Raw genomic sequence first — 15,912 nt, 5'->3', positions numbered from 1 at the left:
CGGCGGCGAGAATTTCCCGCTTATCATACAGTCCGACATCCGGCGCCCCGCCGCAGGGGCCGAACCGTGCCGAGCCGGTGGGACAGTCGATCATTCCAGGGCTATCCCCGCACCCGGTATGAACAGTTTACCGCCACTGAGCTCGGCGTTGCGCACCACCGCGTCGCTGAACGTCAGCTCGGGCAGTTCCAGGAAGCCGAGATCCACGTCGGGCAGCAGGAACGCCTCGGGCGACATCTCCACGGGGACCAGCGGATAGCCGACCACGTTGAGCGTGCCGGTCAGTTTCTGGGTGTAGAGCTCGATGGGCCCCTCGGTGATGGTCGAGACCGACCCCGGGTCCGCCGCCACCCGGGCCACCTTGCCGTTGCCCAGGTCACCACGCTGCACGAGGTCGCGGATCAGCAGTTCGTCGACGGTGAAGTGCATCGTACGCACCTGCTCACCCGCGACTTCCCGCATGGCGAAACCGTGGTAGTGCACCCCGCGCAGCGTCAGGGAGCTCGCGGTCAGCGTCCAGCTGCGCCCCGGGCCGGGGCGCACGTCCGGGGATTGTTCCGAGGCGAGCGGGAGCCGGGTGTCCCCGTTCTCGGAAGGGGATGTCGTGGCACCGGTCTCCGTGGAAGCCGGGGGCGAGGAGCTCGTCCCGGTCTCCGAGGAAGGTGCCTCTGATGCCGGGGGGACCGTGGATTCCGGAGACGCGGTTCCGTCCGGAGCAGCGGTGGTTTCCGGCCCGGCGGACGGTGAACCGGGTTCGCTCGGCGCCGCTTCCGAGCCCGACGGCTGCGGCTGTTGTGCCGCCACGAGAGCGGGCCGGGCCAACCCGCCCGCGCTTCCCAGCACCACCAGCCCGGCGAGCAGCGCGGCCACGGCGCCGACACGGGGGTGAGGGGGCACCAGTCCCGACACTCGCCCCGGGCCGCCCCGCCGGGTTCGCTGTTCCTCCCTCACTTGTCTCCTTCGCCGATTCTCGTAGCCTCGGTCAAGTCTGCCGTCTCCCCGCCGCGTGCCGTCTCCCCCTCACGCGCCCCGTTCTCCCTAGGAACCGGGGAGGGCTTGTACGCGGCAGGCCCCCGTCGAGCACGCTCGGAGCGTCCGGAGCGGTCGGCGGCGGTTTCGCGGGTTTCGCGTCCCGGCGCGCGCCGGGGCGACCAGGCGATCGCGAGCGAGGAGCCGATCACCCCCAGCGTCGTTCCGATCAGGAAGGACCCGAGATTGACCACCACCAACGCGACCAGGGACAGCAACAGCGCCACGATGCCCGCGGACAACCGCCACTCGGGACGGATCCAGAACGACAGGGCACAGGCGATCATCACCACTCCGATCACCAGAGCGGAGATACCGGCCGTCGTACGCAGTGACACCTCGATATCGCCGAACTTCAACGAGGCGTAGGGCGGGTACAACAGCAGCAGGGCCGCGAGCAGGGTGAACAGCCCACCCCAGAAGGGTCTCGTGCGACGCCAGCGCCGGAATCCGGCCAGTACAGCCGGGACACCGCCACGGTTGCCGATGGTTCCTCTCACCGTTGGTCCTCCCTCCCGGTGCGACCGAGCCGTGGGCCCGTTCCTTCTTCCCGAGCGGACGCGAGGCCGCCCGCCGCGTAATCAGAAGCGGTCCACCGCGTGATCAGAAGCAGGGGTGATGACCGGGTTTGGTCGTGATCTCGACGTCCCGGAGATTGAGCGTGGAGGCGGTGGTCGACCACGCCTGCTGCCGCAGACCGTCGATCTGCGCACCGGTGGCCTGGATACCGAACGCTCCAGGAGAACCGCCCACGCCCTCGGGGCCGAGGTCCAGCTGGGAAGCGTCCCTACCGATCTGCACGTCGTTGAGGGTGAGGTCACCGTTGACCTGCTCCACTCCGAGCACGAGGCGCTGCGCCTCCATACCGCCGGGCGCCTCGATGCGGACGGTGGCATCACCGATCCCGGGTAGGTCTTCCACCACGAAGGACTGGCAGAAATCACTCAGCTCGGCGTGCTTGAACGCGTTGACCAACACGGGGTGGTTCTTCTCGCCGGATCCCTTGTCATAGGCGCCGAATTGGGCCACTCCCTCGGCCACCAATTTGTCGGCCGATGCTTTGTAGGTGACTCCCGACACGGCGAAGTTGGCGGCCATCGCCCCCTTGGAAAGACCGGTCAGCATCAACGCGATCGCGGAAAAACTTCCGAGCAACACCAGCGCGAAGACGCGCCACCGGGTGCGCCCGTTGGACGCGTTGCCGTCATCGGTTTCGATCTCGCGATTCGCCGCCATGTATTCACCTCGGTGTGTGCGGTACTTGATCGGACAGTCCCCACCGGAGCGTTGCGACACAGAACACAGTGAGTGACCTGCATTACTCTTACCGAGGAGTAACCATAGACGGAAATCACAGCGAACACCATACCGTGACACTAAACACGAATGTTTTTCGTGAAGTTAGTCACGCTCTGCCACTGTACGTGTCCAGACGAGTCGGCAAGGTCGCCACCCGAAACAACGATCTCGCCACGAGAATCTCGCACGAAAGAATCAGACGGAACCGATCAAGCTGTCCGCGCCCCACACGATTGAGTGGATATCGATCGCGAAGCGGAAGAAATCGAACACGGCGGCCGTCATCACCGAAGCGTTCGGCGAAGTCGAAGACTCGATCTCAACCGCCGCGAAAAACCGAAATCGGCCGGGACGGCGAAAGTCACGCACCGGGAGCGGTGCCGCCACGTCCCGGAAACCGTTTCCCGATTCGGGAAGAACCAACACCCGCGACGTGCCGAACGGGCAGACCGAACTCCACGCGCGATAAACGAAATGTCGGACCTGCCCGAAAGCACCGTCCGAACACCGCGGGTGTTTCCGCGCCACCGTCCAACGGCCGGTGGCTACCGGCGAACCGGTCGGAACACCGGCTCGCAGATGTTCTCAGACGTGCCCGACCACCGAAGAACGCCCCTCAAGTCGGCCCATCGTCGGCCTCGGGTCGGCGCCCGGACGGTAACGGGCACGCGACGTGGTGGTGGGGCTCCCGCCTCGCCTTCTCCCGGGGAAGGACCGACGTGGTACAGCTGTCCACTCGATGTCGGTCCCACCCTGCGAGCGCGGGCGGGAGGATCCGCCAACCGGATGTCCCGGCGAACCGGGACGACAACACTCCGCTACGACCCGTCACGAAACGACAGGATCGGTATCACTCCGACTCGGAGCCCGTCCCCGCCTCCGCGGGAGGTCCGGCCGCACGTCCGGCCGCACGCCGGGACGAACGTTGTACCGGACCGGCGGAAACCGCCGTGGAACTCGTGGAGCCGGCGGGTTCGGAGACGTTGCCCTCGGTCCGCTCCGCGGGATCCAGCACGACAGGCTGTGGGGCCGTGCCGGTGATACCGGTCGGCCTGCTGGCCTTGCGCCTGCCCCGCTGAGCCGGTTCGGTTTCGTGCTGAGCGGTCTTGTCCGAAGTGGCACCGTCCGCTCCGAGCTTGCCGGCGGTTGGCTCGGCGGCTGGCTCGGCAGCGGCGGTCCGCTGAGCCACCGGCGCAGCCGAGGTCTCCGGAGCAGCCGAGGATTCCGACGAGCGCGCACTTCCGTTGGAAGCCGGTTTGGCAGCCGACTTGGCAGGCTGCTCGGCCACGACGTCCTTGGTGGCCTCGGCGGTCCGAGGCACCGCCTGATCCGCGTTGCCCGAACCGTTCTGACGTCGCTGACGTCGACGGGAACGGGAGTCGGATCCGTTGTCACCGTCGGCACGGGTGGTCTCGCTCTCGGCCGCCGTGGTCTCCGCACGAGCGGATTCCGTCACCTCACCGGTGCTCTCGGCCTGCTGACCCGACTTGTTGCGCTGCTTACCCCGGCGGGAGCCGCTCGTGGCCGTGACGTGCTGACTGTGATCGATCGGTTCCGTGGAAACGAGGACACCGCGACCACGGCAGTGCTCACAGGTACTGCTGTAGGCCTCCAGCAGACCCGTACCGACCCGCTTGCGGGTCATCTGCACCAGACCGAGCGAGGTCACCTCGGCGACCTGATGCCGGGTCCGGTCCCGGCCGAGGCACTCGGTCAGCCTGCGCAGCACCAGATCACGGTTGGCCTCCAGGACCATGTCGATGAAGTCGATGACGATGATGCCACCGATGTCGCGCAACCTGAGCTGACGCACGATCTCCTCGGCGGCCTCCAGGTTGTTGCGGGTCACCGTCTCCTCGAGATTTCCGCCGGAACCGGTGAACTTGCCGGTGTTGACGTCGATGACGGTCATCGCCTCGGTGCGGTCGACCACCAGGTATCCCCCGGAAGGCAACCAGACCTTGCGGTCGAGCGCCTTGGAGATCTGCTCGTCGATCCGGTACTCGGTGAAGACGTCCTTGGTGCCGACGTGCTTGCTCAGCCGGGTCATCAGATCCGGTGCCACGTGCTTGACGTAGGCCTCGATCGTTTCCCACGCCTGGCCGCCCTGCACCGCCAGCGAGGAGAAGTCCTCGGTGAACAGGTCCCGAACCACCTTGATCAGCAGGTCCGGTTCGGCGTAGAGCAGCTGCGGGGCCTGCGCTCCGGAGGCCTCGGCCTTGTCCCGGATGTCCTCCCACTGCGCCTGCAGCCGACGAACGTCCCGGTCCAGCGCCTGCTCGCTGGTTCCTTCCGAGGCGGTACGGATGATCACGCCCGAGTCCTCGGGGACGATCCGCTTGAGGATGTCCTTGAGCCGCTTGCGCTCGTTGTCCGGCAGTTTGCGGCTGATACCGGTGGCGCCGCCGCCCGGCACGTACACCAGGAAACGTCCCGGAAGGCTGACCTGGGTGGTCAGCCTGGCGCCCTTGTGCCCCAGCGGATCCTTGGTGACCTGCACCAACACGCTGTCGCCCGTGGAGAGAGCCTGCTCGATCCGGCGGGACTTGCCTGCCAGCCCGGCGGATTCCCAGTCGACCTCACCGGCGTAGAGCACCGCGTTACGGCCCCTGCCGATGTCGACGAACGCGGCCTCCATGCTCGGCAGCACGTTCTGCACGCGCCCCAGGTAGACGTTACCGACCAGTGAGCCACTGCCGGAGGAGGTCACGAAGTTCTCGACCAGGACGTCGTCCTCCAGGACGGCGACCTGGGTCTGTCCCTCGTTCTCACGCACGACCATCTTGCGGTCGACCGACTCCCTGCGTGCCAGGAACTCGGACTCGGACAGCACCGGAGCACGTTTGCGGCCCGCTTCCCTGCCGTCCCTGCGCCGCTGGCGCTTGGCCTCCAGCCGGGTGGAGCCCTTGACGGAGCGGACCTCGTCCTCCGCGTCCTGCCGGGAGTTGTCGGGCGCGGTCTCGCGCACGTGCACGACGGTGTTCGGCGGATCGTCGTCCCGGCTGGCCACGTTCTCGGACTCACCCGAGGACTTGCGGCGCCTGCGTCGTCTGCGCTTGCTGCCGGCGCCACCACTGCCGGAGTCGGTGTCCTCGTCCACCGCACCGGAACGTTCGGCTTCCCGCTCGCTCGTCTCGGCCGGTTCCTCCGAGCCGGAGCCACGGGATCCCCCGCTCCGCTGACCGCTGGACTTGTTCTCACCCTCCGCGGACTTGTCCTTCTTGTCCTTCTTGCTCTTCTTGTCCTTCTTGGATCCCCGGGAGGATTTCTCGACGTTGTCCGGTTCGGCCGTGGTCTCGACTTCCGCGCCGGACTCGGAACCCGAGTCCTCGGAGTCGGCGGAACCCTCGGAGTCGCCCTCACCGCCGCGCCCACGACCACGACCACGCCTGCCCCGACGCCGCCGACGGCGCGTGGCGACGCTCTCGGACTGCTCCTCCTCCGAAGGCGTCCCGTCGGAGTCCGAGGAGGGCTCCGCTGCCTCCGTCACGGCCTCGGTTGCGGATTCCGCGGATTCCGACCGCGACGACGAGCCCGTCTCGGACGGAGCCAGGAACATCGCCTGCGGGGCCGCGAAGGCCGGCGCGAACGCACTGTTGTCCGAAGTATCGTCGCCGGTGGCGGCGACCCCGTCGGAACCGCTGTCACTACCCGTCCGCACCTCGTCGGAGGCGGTGCCGCTCTTCACTGCCGCATCCTCACCGCTGTCGGTTGCCGACCCCTGGTCCGTCGTCGACGTGCCCGTGGCGGACCGCGCCTCGGACGCACTCGACTGCCGGGAACCGGAACCACCCGCCGAATGGCCGCCCCCGGCGTCCGACGTCGTGACCCGCTCGTCGGTGGCCCGCTGTTCGGATCTCCCCTCCGACTCGGACTGGATCCGGTCCGGACGCAACGAGCGCACCACGTTGAGCGCGACATCCCGGGTGATATTGGACTGCGCACTGCGCACGGACTCACCGAGTTCACCGAGTGTGGCTATGACCTCGCGGCTGGTGGCCCCCAGCATCTTGGCCAGCGCGTGTACCCGCAGCTTGGCGGGCATCTCGAAAGTCCGGTGAGCGGATTCGCCCTGTGCCCGCTCCTGCTGCTCCGATGTAGCCGAAGATCCGCTGGAGTTACCAGCGGACGTCTCCCTGTTCAACATTCAGCTCCTTCGCCCCCGGGCGCGTCCGACGCGGACGCGGCCGCACGAGGGTCTGCATACGTTCGCTGCCCTCCGCCACTGGTGGCGGTAATTCTGTTCGCTCCCCCTGCTTCCCTGGTCCGAACCCAGGAACCGCACGGTGGGTCGACGGCGCCCCCGCCGAATCCGTCACCCTAGGGTGAGATCCACCTGTCGAGATCCGGCCGCCGCCCTGTCCTCGGACAGCGGTTCGGCGATCGCGCCTCCTCCGTCGGGCCGACCCTGCGCCAACCGTGTGGCTCGCGCAACCCCCGGCACGGGCAAGTCGGCGACGACGCGAAGGGCGTCGAGTACGTCGTCGGGTCGCACGACCGGAGTAGCATGCCGTACGACCATTACGATTATCCCATATTGTCTCGCGCGATCCGGGCAATCGTCCGTCTGTGGGGCGTCAACCGAAAAACGGTCACGCACCGCGTTCAGCCGAACACCTCGCCCGGAAAAGCCGTGGATCGGCAGACCACCACCGTGCCACGGGTTTCACAACACGTCGCCACTCGTGACGACATACTTCCACCGCCGCTCGGCTACCCGCTGCGACGGCCGGGAAACCGGTACCCGTGAGCGGACCGGCGGGGTGCCGACCGGCTCACGGAGCCGGGTAACGCGTGCTCGAAAGTACGCGCCGGATCACGATGCGAGACGAACCGTGACTGATCACGTCCGAAGCTCCGGTCAAGAGCTCTCCGCGGCGCCACGGCCGCGGCCTGGTAGTGACTCAGCGTTTCCTCCGTAGTCCGATCGAAGGTCCGCCCCGCCGAAACCGCTCGGGAGGCACCCCGCACCCTACAGCCTAGGCCGGGGGCACACGGCCGCTTCGAAGGCAGCGTTTCGGACGGCTTCGGAGGCGTTCGAACCGCGAGGCCCGGCTGCCCCGGCGGATCCGAAACCGACCACTCCGCCACACCCGAGGGGCCGTCCCGCACGATGGGACGGACCAGGTCGCTCGGAACGTCCGATCAGAGGTCGCGAGTCAACCAGACCTCGTCCCTCGGTTCACCTTCCCCCACGAGCAACGAGCCGGGCCAGCGACCACGCTCGGTCCAACCCCGCTCGGTGTAGAAGCCCTCGGAGTCGGGGGCCGAACGCATCCGCAGCTGCAACCGGGTTGTCCCCAGCGCACGGGCGTGCGACTCGGCGGCGTCCAGCAGCTGTGCACCGATGCCACGCTCGACCACCTGCGGATCGACCAGCAACCACTCCAGCTCGGCCCGGTGCCGCTCCACCGGGAGTTCTCCCGGCCGCAGCACCACCGCACCGGCGAGGGTGTGCTGCTTGCCCGCCGTGAGCACGTGGCGTCGTTTCGGCCTGGTGGAAGCGTCGTCGACGATCTCCTGCGCGGTCGTGGTCAGCGTCTCCAGCTCGGCATCCGCGGTGAAACCGGTGGCACCGCCTGCCACGGTGACCCGCCCCAGCAGATCGGCCAGTGCCTGCGCCAGCTCGGGATGCGGCTGGTCCACCCGATGGGGGCCGCTGATGAACTCCGCTTCGGTCATGCCGACAGGTCCGGGAACCACAGCTTGAGCTCGCGCTCAGCCGACTCTGCGGAGTCGGAACCGTGCACCAGGTTGTACTGCACTTCCAGCCCGTAGTCGCCGCGCAGACTGCCCGCCTCGGCCTTTTCCACCGGGTCGGTGCCGCCGGCGAGCTGCCGGAAAGCGGCGACGGCCTTGGGGCCCTCCACAACGGCGGCCACCACGGGCCCCGACATGATGAACTCCAGCAGCGAACCGAAGAAGGGCTTGCCGTCGTGCTCGGCGTAGTGCTGCTCGGCGAGTTGTTGGTCGACCTGGCGCATTTCGAGCGCGACCAGCTTGAGCCCCTTGCGCTCGATTCGGCTGATCACCTCACCGACCAGGCCTCGCTCGACGCCATCGGGTTTGACGAGGACGAGAGTGCGCTCGCTCAACGGGTGTTCTCCTTGGTTTGCTGGGGCCGTCGCGGGCCCGGTCGACAACGGTCGATGCTTACGTTGTCAAGGGTATTCGCAACCGGTGCGCTACCGATGGGGTGGGTAGCTCCCCCACTGTCAAGTCTGGTCCGCGATTCGTTCGCACGATAGCTTCTGGTCAAGCATACCGACCGGCTGGTCTGTCGCCGAGTGATGAGGAGCCCCGCATGCGCGCCGCCGTACACACCGCAGCGAACGAACCGCTGCGGATCGAGGAGATCGAAGCAGAGCGTCCCGCCGAGGGTGAGGTTGCCATCGACGTGACTTCCTGCGGTGCGTGCCACTCGGACCTGCATGTGCTGAAGGGCGAGTTGCCGTTTCCCACCCCCGCGGTGCTCGGCCACGAGGTCGCCGGGGTGATCAGCGAGCTGGGAAGTTCGGTCAGCGGTCTGGAGGTCGGTGACCGCGTGGTCACCAGCTTCATCATGCCGTGCGGCAGGTGCGCGCAGTGCGCGGCGGGCAACGAGGAGATCTGCCTGGAGTTCTTCGCCTACAACCGCGCCAAGGGGCAGCTCTACGACGGGCGGACCAGGCTCTCGCGCGGTGGCGGCGAACCGGTGTGGATGTACTCGATGGGTGGGCTGGCCCAACGCGCGGTCACCCCCGCCACCTCGGTGTACCGGGTGCCGGACGGTGTGGAGCTGACGGACGTGGCGGCTGTCGGCTGTTCGACCATGACCGCCTACGGGGCGCTGCGACACGCCGCTGACGTGCGGGTGGGCGACACGGTGGCCGTGGTCGCTGCCGGAGGCGTGGGATCGGCGCTGATCCAGCTGGCGCGGGTCTTCGGGGCCGCCGAGATCATCGCGGTGGACGTCGCGGCGGAGAAGCTGGAGGCGGCTCGGGAGCTCGGCGCCACCAGCACGGTCAACTCGACCGAGACGGACCCGGCGACGGCGGTCCGCGAACTCACCGGTGGACGCGGTGTGGACGTCGCCTTCGAGGCACTGGGCTCGTCCCGGACCTTCGAGGTGGCGCGGGACTCGGTGGTCGAGGGCGGCCAGGTCGTCGTGGTGGGCATCGCGCCGCCCGGTGACACGGGAGAGCTGAACCTGGGCACCATCGCCCGACGCAAACTGCAGGTCAAGGGCTCCTACGGCGCCAAACCCCGCAGGGACATGCCGGTGCTGCTGGATCTGGTGGCCCGTGGACTGCTGCGGCCGCAGGACGCGATCAGCGAGCACTACCCGCTGGATCAGGCGGCCGAGGCGTTCGCCGCGCTGGACCGGGGGGAGATTCGCGGGCGGGCCGTGATCGACGTGGCGTAATCGGAGTTTCTGGTTTCGGCCTGTCAAGGTGCATGAAGTGGCGGAACCTCTCGCACGGCTCTCGCTGCGGGTGCCCCAACATCGAGTAGTCACCGAGCATGGCCGCCATGCGCAGTGGTGCGCATCGCTAGAACGAGCGAGATCCGAGGAAGGCCGTCGGACGAATCTCTGGGCGGCACGACGGCGAGCGGCCTCACTCCGGCGGTGGGTAGCCGGGCGGGTGGCCGAGCTGGTCGGCCAACCGCCCCTCCCGCATCCGCTTGGCCACGTCGTGCCGCACGTACAGGATGTAGCCCCAGATGAGCGCGAAGACCACTCCCATGATCCCCACCGCCGGGTGCACGAAGTAGCAACCGATCAGGCACAGCTGCAGCGCCAGCGCCACGCCGAGCCCCCACCGACGGCCCTGCACCCCGCTCGCCAGCAGCAGCAGCACGGTCAGCACCGCGACCACGACGAACCCGGCGCTGCTCACTCCCGAACCGAGCTGCCAGACCACCGGCAGCGCCAGGCCGAACACGATGAACTCCAGCACCAGCGTGCCCGCCATGATGCCGCGCAGTCCCTTCCAGGGATCGCGCACCTCGGGCGGCGCCTCGGGAAGTCCCGACCGACGCCGCCCGGAGTCCTCGCCGTGGGAATCACGCTGGTCGCTCACGTGGGCTCCTTGCCGAACAGGGCGCGGGCCTCGCCCGCGGTGACCACCGAACCGGTGATCACGATTCCCGCCCCCGAGATGGACTCGCTCGGATCGGTGGTGTGCTCGGCGAGGCCGATCGCCGAGGCGACCGCGTCGTCCAGCCTCGGCTCGGTGTGGACCCGATCCCTGCCGAAGAGCTCCTCGGCCAGCGCCGCCAGGTCGTCCGGATCCATGGACCGCGGCGCGGAGTTGCGGGTGACGACGAGCTCCTCGACCACCGGTTCCAGTTCCGCCAGGATACCCCTGGCGTCCTTGTCGGCCATGACACCGACCACGCCGATCAGCCGCCGGAACGAGAACTCGGAGCTGACGGCGTCGGCCAGCGCACGCGCGCCGTGGGGGTTGTGCGCGGCGTCGACCAGCACGCTGGGGGCCGAGCGCACCCGCTCCAGCCTGCCGGGGGTGATCACCTCGGCGAAGGCGTCCCTGACCTGCTCGATGTCGAGCTGCCGCTCCGAACCGGCGCCGAAGAACGCCTCCACGGAAGCCAGCGCCAGCGCCGCGTTGTGTGCCTGGTGCTCACCGTGCACGGGCAGGAAAACGTCCTCGTAGACGCCTCCCAGTCCCTGCAACCGCAGCATCTGGCCGCCGACGGCCACGGAGCGCTCCAGCACGCCGAACTCGTGTCCCGCGCGGGCCACGGTGGCGTCGACCTCGGCCACCCGTCGCAGGATCGGCTCCTGCGCCTCGGGGGTCTGCGAGGCCAGCACCACCACCGACCCCTCCTTGATGATTCCCGCCTTCTCCTCGGCGATGCCCGCCACGTCGTTGCCGAGGTACTCGGCGTGGTCCAGCGAGATCGGGCACAGCACCGCGACCTGGGCGTCGGCGACGTTGGTGGCGTCCCAGCCGCCTCCCATGCCGACCTCCAGCACGGCCGTCTCCACCGGGGCCTCGGCGAACGCGGCGAAGGCCATGCCGGTCAGCACCTCGAACTTGCTCATCGGGACCTCGCTGTTGGAGTCCACGATGGATACGTACGGCGCGATGTCGCGGTAGGCCTCGACGTAACCGGCCGGGCTGATCGGGGCGCCGTCGATGCTGATGCGCTCGGTGACCAGCTGCAGGTGCGGGCTGCTGTAGCGACCGACCCGCAGGCCGATGCGGCTGAGCAGCGCGTCGACCATACGGGCGGTGGAGGACTTGCCGTTGGTCCCCCCTACGTGCACGACCGGGTAGCCACGCTGCGGCTCGGCGAGCAGATCGGTCAGCGCCCTGATCCGGTCCAGCGTGGGCTCGATCTTGGTTTCGGGCCAGCGCTCGTTGAGCTCGGACTCGACGACCCGCAGTTCCTGCAGGTTGCCGGGCTCGGAGTCGGCCACCAATTCACTCTCCTCCCAGGTGCGGCCGTCTCGCTCGACGGCCGCACCGGACACGGTCACGCCCCCGGAAGCGATTCCAGCCGGGTGTTGATTCGTTCGATCTCGGCGAGCGCGTTGGCGCGCCGCGTGCGGATCTTGTCCACGACCTCGTCGGGTGCCTTCTCGGTGAACGAGGGGTTGTTCAGCTTCTGCTCGGTACCGGCGAGTTCCTTCTCGGCGGCCTCGAGGTCCTTGTTCAGGCGCTTGCGCTCCGCCGCGACGTCCACCGTCCCCGACAGGTCCAGCCGCACGGCCACGTCGCCGCCGGCCAGGCCGACCTGCAGTTCCGAGGACGTGTTGAACTCCTCCCCCGGTTCGGTGAGCTTGACCAGCGCACGGATCGCCGCCTCGTGCTCGGCGATGCCCACCCCGGGCAAACCGTCCAGTTCGGCCGCGACCTTCTGGTTGGGTTTGACGCCCTGATCCGCCCGGAACCTGCGGATCTCGGTGACCAGCGAGCGAACCGCGTCGATCCGCTCGGCCGCCGCGGTGTCGGCAGGCTGCCGTGTCGGGGTGGGCCAGTCGGCGATGACGACCGACTCCCGACCGGTCAGCGCCGTCCACAGCGCCTCGGTCACGAACGGGACCGTGGGGTGCAGCAGCCGCAGCAGGACGTCGAGCACGTGGCCGAGCACCTCTCGGGTGGCCTCGGCGCGCCGTCCGCCCTCGTCCAGCTGGACCTTGGACAGCTCCACGTACCAGTCGCAGAACTCGTCCCAGGTGAAGTGGTAGAGCGCCTCGACCGACTTGGCGAACTGGAAGTCCTCCAGCAGCTCGTCCACCTCGGTGATCAACGCGTCCGCCCGGTCCAGGATCCAGCGGTCGGCGTCGGTGAGCTCGGCGCGCTCCGGCAGCCGCTCGGGGACGTGGGCGTCCTTGCCGAGGGCGAACTTGGTGGCGTTGAACAGCTTGGTCACGAAGCTGCGCGCCCCGGCGACCCACTCGTCGCTCATCGGCGCGTCGGCACCGGGGTTGGCTCCCCTCGCGAGCGTGAACCGCACGGCGTCGGTGCCGTAGGTCTCGATCCACTGCAACGGGTCCACGGTGTTGCCGGAGGACTTCGACATCTTCTTGCCGTGCTTGTCCCGCACGATGCCGTGCAGCGCGATCCGGCGGAACGGCACGGCCTGCTCCGGCTCGCGGTCGGACATGCCGTAGAGCCCCAGCATCATCATCCGCGCCACCCAGAAGAACAGGATGTCGTAGCCGGTGACCAGCACGCTGGTGGGGTAGAACTTGCGCAGGTCGGCGGTGTCGTCCGGCCACCCCAGGGTGGAGAACGGCCACAGCCCGGAGGAGAACCAGGTGTCGAGCACGTCCTCGTCCTGGTGCCACCCCTCGCCGGTGGGCGGCTGCTCGTCCGGGCCGACGCAGACGACCTCGCCCCCCGGCCCGTACCAGATGGGGATGCGGTGGCCCCACCACATCTGCCTGGAGATGGCCCAGTCGTGCAGGTTGTCGATCCAGTCGAAGTAGCGCTTGGCCAGTTCCGGCGGGTGCACCTCGACCCGACCGTCGCGCACCGCGTCACCGGCGGCCTTCGCCAGCGGGCCGACCTTGACGAACCACTGCATGGAAAGCCGCGGCTCGATCGGTTCCTTGGAGCGCGAGCTGTGGCCCACGCTGTGGGTGTAGGGGCGCTTCTCCGCGACGATGCGGTCCTGCTCGCGCAGGGCCTCCCGCACGGCGACGCGGGCCTCGAACCGGTCCATGCCGTCGAACCGGGTGCCGGTTCCGGCGATGCGCCCGCGTTCGTCCATGATCGTCGGCATGGGCAGATCGTGCCTGCGGCCGATCTCGAAGTCGTTCGGGTCGTGCGCCGGGGTCACCTTGACGGCGCCGCTGCCGAACTCCGGGTCGACGTGCTCGTCGGCCACGATCGGGATCCCGCGTCCGGTCAGCGGGAGCTCGATCTCGGTACCGATCAGGTGGCGGTAGCGCTCGTCGTCGGGATGCACCGCGACCGCCGTGTCACCGAGCATGGTCTCCACCCGGGTGGTGGCCACCTCGAGCGCCGAGTCCCCGTCGCCGTAGCGCATGGTGACGAGCTCGCCCTCGACCTCGCGGTGTTCGACCTCGATGTCGGAGATGGCGGTACGCATCTCCGGCGACCAGTTGACCAGCTGTTCGGCGCGGTAGATCAGCCCGTCGTCGTAGAGCCGCTTGAACATCGTGTCGACGGCGCGGGAGAGTCCGGAGTCCATGGTGAACCGCTCGCGGGTCCAGTCCACCCCGTCACCGAGGTGACGCATCTGGGACAGGATCGAACCGCCGTGCTGTTCCTTCCACTGCCAGACCCGTTCCAGGAAGCCCTCCCGGCCGAGCTCGCGATGGTCGATGCCCTCCTGCTGCAGCTGTCGCTCGACCAGCGCCTGCACCGCGATGCTGGCGTGGTCCATGCCGGGCAGCCAGAGAGCCTCGTAGCCCTGCATCCTGCGACGTCGCGTGAGCAGATCCATCAGGGTGTGCTCGAACGCGTGACCGATGTGCAGGCTGCCGGTGACGTTCGGCGGGGGGATGACGATCGAGAACGGCGGGCGGTCGCTGTTCGCGTCAGCGGTGAAGTATCCGGCGTCTACCCAGCGCTGATACAGCTCGGCCTCTACGTCGGCCGGGTTCCAGGTCGACGGAAGTTCACGGGGCTGTGCTGGGCTGGTCTGTGTCACACCGGGATTCTACGAACCCCGTCGGGCATCCTTGTACGGTGCTAGGCTTCAACGGCGGAACCGAGCGTGGGAAGGCGGCCTGCGAACCATGGACGAAGCCGGTCTCGACCCCGTCCGGGAGGGTCACCACAGACTGCTTGACCTGGTCAGCGAGTTGGAGACCAGTGATCTCCGCGAACCCTCCGGGTTGCCCGGGTGGTCGCGCGCCCACGTGGTGGCGCACCTCGCCCACAACGCGATCGCACTGGCGAACATGACCAGCGCCGCCGGGCGCGGCGAGCTGGTCGACCCGTATCCGGACGGTGACCGCGACGAGGCGATCGAGCGCGACGCCGCGCAGGACGCGATCGGGCTGGTGCAGCAGACCGCAACCGCCCACGCACAGCTGGAGATCGTCTGGGACTCGGTGTCCGAGCAGGACTGGCAGCGGCCGGTGCGGCTCCGCGACGGCACGGTGGCGGGCCTGGTGTCGTGCCGGTGGCGCGAGCTGGAGATCCACACGGTGGATCTGGACCTGGGCCACACCGAGCTGGAGTGGTCGCCGGAGTTCTGCGAGCACACCATCGACTTCCTGCTGCCGCGGCTGGAGGGCAGCGGGGTCGTGCTCGCTCCCAGCGATCTGGAGCGCACCTGGGAGATCGGCGACTCGCCGACGCGGAAGATCGAGGGCTCCGGCGCCTCACTGGCGTGCTGGCTGGCGGGCCGGACCCTGCAGCGGCTCCCGAGCGGCGACGGACCGCTGCCCGAGCTGGGGCCCTGGCCGTGATCGGCTTCCCGGCCGTGAACTACTGAGCGCGCGCTCCTGGCCGTGACCCGCACGGCGATTTTCGCGAGAAATTGACGCCCGGCCGCAAGCGCGGCTCCCCGCCGCTCCGGACTCTCGCCGCTCGATCGTGGCCACAACTTGCCGCGAGTTCAGAATTAATTCATAATTCGAATGTGACTACCGAAGTTCAGTGGAGCGAACTGCAACGCGATCCGCGTTCCGTGGCGGAACGTGCCGAGCAGGGGGCAGTTCGAGTCCGTAGAAGAGGCCGGGCACCGTTACTGCTGTTGCAGGAGGAGGACGTGGCGGTGGCAACCGAGGGCGCGGCCACCGCGGCGCGGGCGATGCGCAGCATGCTGCACCACCTGGACTCCGCCGGGATCGCCGAGATGCTCGCCGAGACCTTTCCGTGGACCGATGTACTGCCGGAAGAGGATCGCCACCGGTTCGCCACCGAGTTCACCAGGGCGTTCGAGACGGCTGCCGAACTCGAACGCTGGAACGTGCTCGCTCAGACCATCCGCGAGTGGCGCGCCACGGCGGCCGTGCACGCCGATCCCGAGCTGCACCGCGCTCTTTCCGATCCGCTGGAGGAGGACCACGGTGCCGTTCCGCCTCCCGAGACCGAACACTGATGCCCGTCAAACGGAACGGTGGAAACAGCTTCTCGACAGTCGGCACCTCGG

The 15,912-nt window shown here is 68.5% G+C and carries 13 protein-coding genes; 3 read left to right on the top strand and 10 right to left on the bottom strand.

Features of this window, described 5'->3' with window-relative positions:
• Positions 1-90: 90 nt before the first annotated feature.
• The 7 genes from J2S53_RS22375 to ndk form a co-directional block, all read right to left on the bottom strand.
• On the bottom strand, positions 91-951 hold the full coding sequence (locus J2S53_RS22375; RefSeq protein WP_456242642.1) for a hypothetical protein: 861 nt from the start codon (positions 949-951) through the stop codon (positions 91-93).
• The gene (locus J2S53_RS22370; RefSeq protein ID WP_456242641.1) at positions 948-1,529 is read right to left on the bottom strand and encodes a DUF6114 domain-containing protein; all 582 of its coding nucleotides are present in this window, start codon (positions 1,527-1,529) and stop codon (positions 948-950) included. Before J2S53_RS22370 ends, J2S53_RS22375 begins: the two co-directional genes overlap by 4 nt.
• A gap of 103 nt (positions 1,530-1,632) precedes the next feature.
• Positions 1,633-2,265 (bottom strand): DUF6230 family protein, encoded by a 633-nt coding sequence (locus J2S53_RS22365; RefSeq protein WP_456242640.1) that lies wholly within the window; start codon positions 2,263-2,265, stop codon positions 1,633-1,635.
• A gap of 258 nt (positions 2,266-2,523) precedes the next feature.
• Positions 2,524-2,715, bottom strand: a complete 192-nt coding sequence (locus J2S53_RS22360; protein WP_456242639.1) for a hypothetical protein — start codon at positions 2,713-2,715, stop codon at positions 2,524-2,526.
• Between the two features lie 463 nt (positions 2,716-3,178).
• Positions 3,179-6,475 carry a translation initiation factor IF-2 N-terminal domain-containing protein gene (locus J2S53_RS22355; protein WP_456242638.1) on the bottom strand — a complete coding sequence of 1,099 codons (3,297 nt, stop codon included), beginning with the start codon at positions 6,473-6,475 and terminating at the stop codon, positions 3,179-3,181.
• Between the two features lie 998 nt (positions 6,476-7,473).
• Positions 7,474-8,010, bottom strand: a complete 537-nt coding sequence (locus tag J2S53_RS22350) for a GNAT family N-acetyltransferase (protein ID WP_456242637.1) — start codon at positions 8,008-8,010, stop codon at positions 7,474-7,476.
• Positions 8,007-8,423, bottom strand: a complete 417-nt coding sequence (gene ndk, locus J2S53_RS22345) for a nucleoside-diphosphate kinase (protein ID WP_092975575.1) — start codon at positions 8,421-8,423, stop codon at positions 8,007-8,009. The genes J2S53_RS22350 and ndk overlap by 4 nt, the downstream gene beginning before the upstream one ends.
• A 209-nt stretch (positions 8,424-8,632) precedes the next feature.
• Here ndk and J2S53_RS22340 point away from each other — a divergent pair, with 209 nt between their 5' ends.
• Complete coding sequence (locus tag J2S53_RS22340; protein WP_456242636.1) at positions 8,633-9,733, top strand: zinc-binding dehydrogenase; 1,101 nt, start codon at positions 8,633-8,635, stop codon at positions 9,731-9,733.
• 193 nt (positions 9,734-9,926) lie between these two features.
• On the opposite strand, the gene J2S53_RS22335 is transcribed toward J2S53_RS22340, so the two are convergent.
• From J2S53_RS22335 to J2S53_RS22325, 3 genes are read right to left on the bottom strand one after another with little or no spacing between them, the layout of a single operon-like run.
• Positions 9,927-10,391 (bottom strand): DUF4233 domain-containing protein, encoded by a 465-nt coding sequence (locus J2S53_RS22335; protein ID WP_456242635.1) that lies wholly within the window; start codon positions 10,389-10,391, stop codon positions 9,927-9,929.
• Positions 10,388-11,755: a bifunctional tetrahydrofolate synthase/dihydrofolate synthase gene (folC, locus tag J2S53_RS22330; RefSeq protein ID WP_456242634.1), complete on the bottom strand. Its 1,368-nt coding sequence runs from the start codon at positions 11,753-11,755 to the stop codon at positions 10,388-10,390. Before folC ends, J2S53_RS22335 begins: the two co-directional genes overlap by 4 nt.
• A gap of 56 nt (positions 11,756-11,811) precedes the next feature.
• Entirely contained in the window at positions 11,812-14,460 is a 2,649-nt protein-coding gene (locus J2S53_RS22325; protein ID WP_456242633.1) for a valine--tRNA ligase, read from the bottom strand.
• A gap of 88 nt (positions 14,461-14,548) precedes the next feature.
• Here J2S53_RS22325 and J2S53_RS22320 point away from each other — a divergent pair, with 88 nt between their 5' ends.
• A complete protein-coding gene (locus J2S53_RS22320; protein ID WP_456242632.1) occupies positions 14,549-15,226 on the top strand; it encodes a maleylpyruvate isomerase family mycothiol-dependent enzyme in 678 nt (225 codons plus the stop codon).
• A 173-nt stretch (positions 15,227-15,399) separates the two neighbouring features.
• Complete coding sequence (locus tag J2S53_RS22315; protein WP_092975593.1) at positions 15,400-15,861, top strand: DUF6247 family protein; 462 nt, start codon at positions 15,400-15,402, stop codon at positions 15,859-15,861.
• Positions 15,862-15,912: the final 51 nt, after the last annotated feature.

The sequence above is a fragment of the Actinopolyspora lacussalsi genome (genome assembly GCA_030803735.1).
Taxonomy (GTDB): Bacteria; Actinomycetota; Actinomycetes; order Mycobacteriales; family Pseudonocardiaceae; genus Actinopolyspora; species Actinopolyspora lacussalsi.
This window is presented reverse-complemented; position numbering and strand designations above follow the sequence as displayed.

What these genes read in the sequence shown, in the direction of transcription:
- J2S53_RS22350 (WP_456242637.1), bottom strand. Translation starts at nt 8,010, where the DNA reads ATGACCGAAGCGGAGTTCATCAGCGGCCCCCATCGGGTGGACCAGCCG.
- J2S53_RS22320 (WP_456242632.1), top strand. Translation starts at nt 14,549, where the DNA reads ATGGACGAAGCCGGTCTCGACCCCGTCCGGGAGGGTCACCACAGACTG.
- J2S53_RS22340 (WP_456242636.1), top strand. Translation starts at nt 8,633, where the DNA reads ATGCGCGCCGCCGTACACACCGCAGCGAACGAACCGCTGCGGATCGAG.
- J2S53_RS22365 (WP_456242640.1), bottom strand. Translation starts at nt 2,265, where the DNA reads ATGGCGGCGAATCGCGAGATCGAAACCGATGACGGCAACGCGTCCAAC.
- J2S53_RS22355 (WP_456242638.1), bottom strand. Translation starts at nt 6,475, where the DNA reads ATGTTGAACAGGGAGACGTCCGCTGGTAACTCCAGCGGATCTTCGGCT.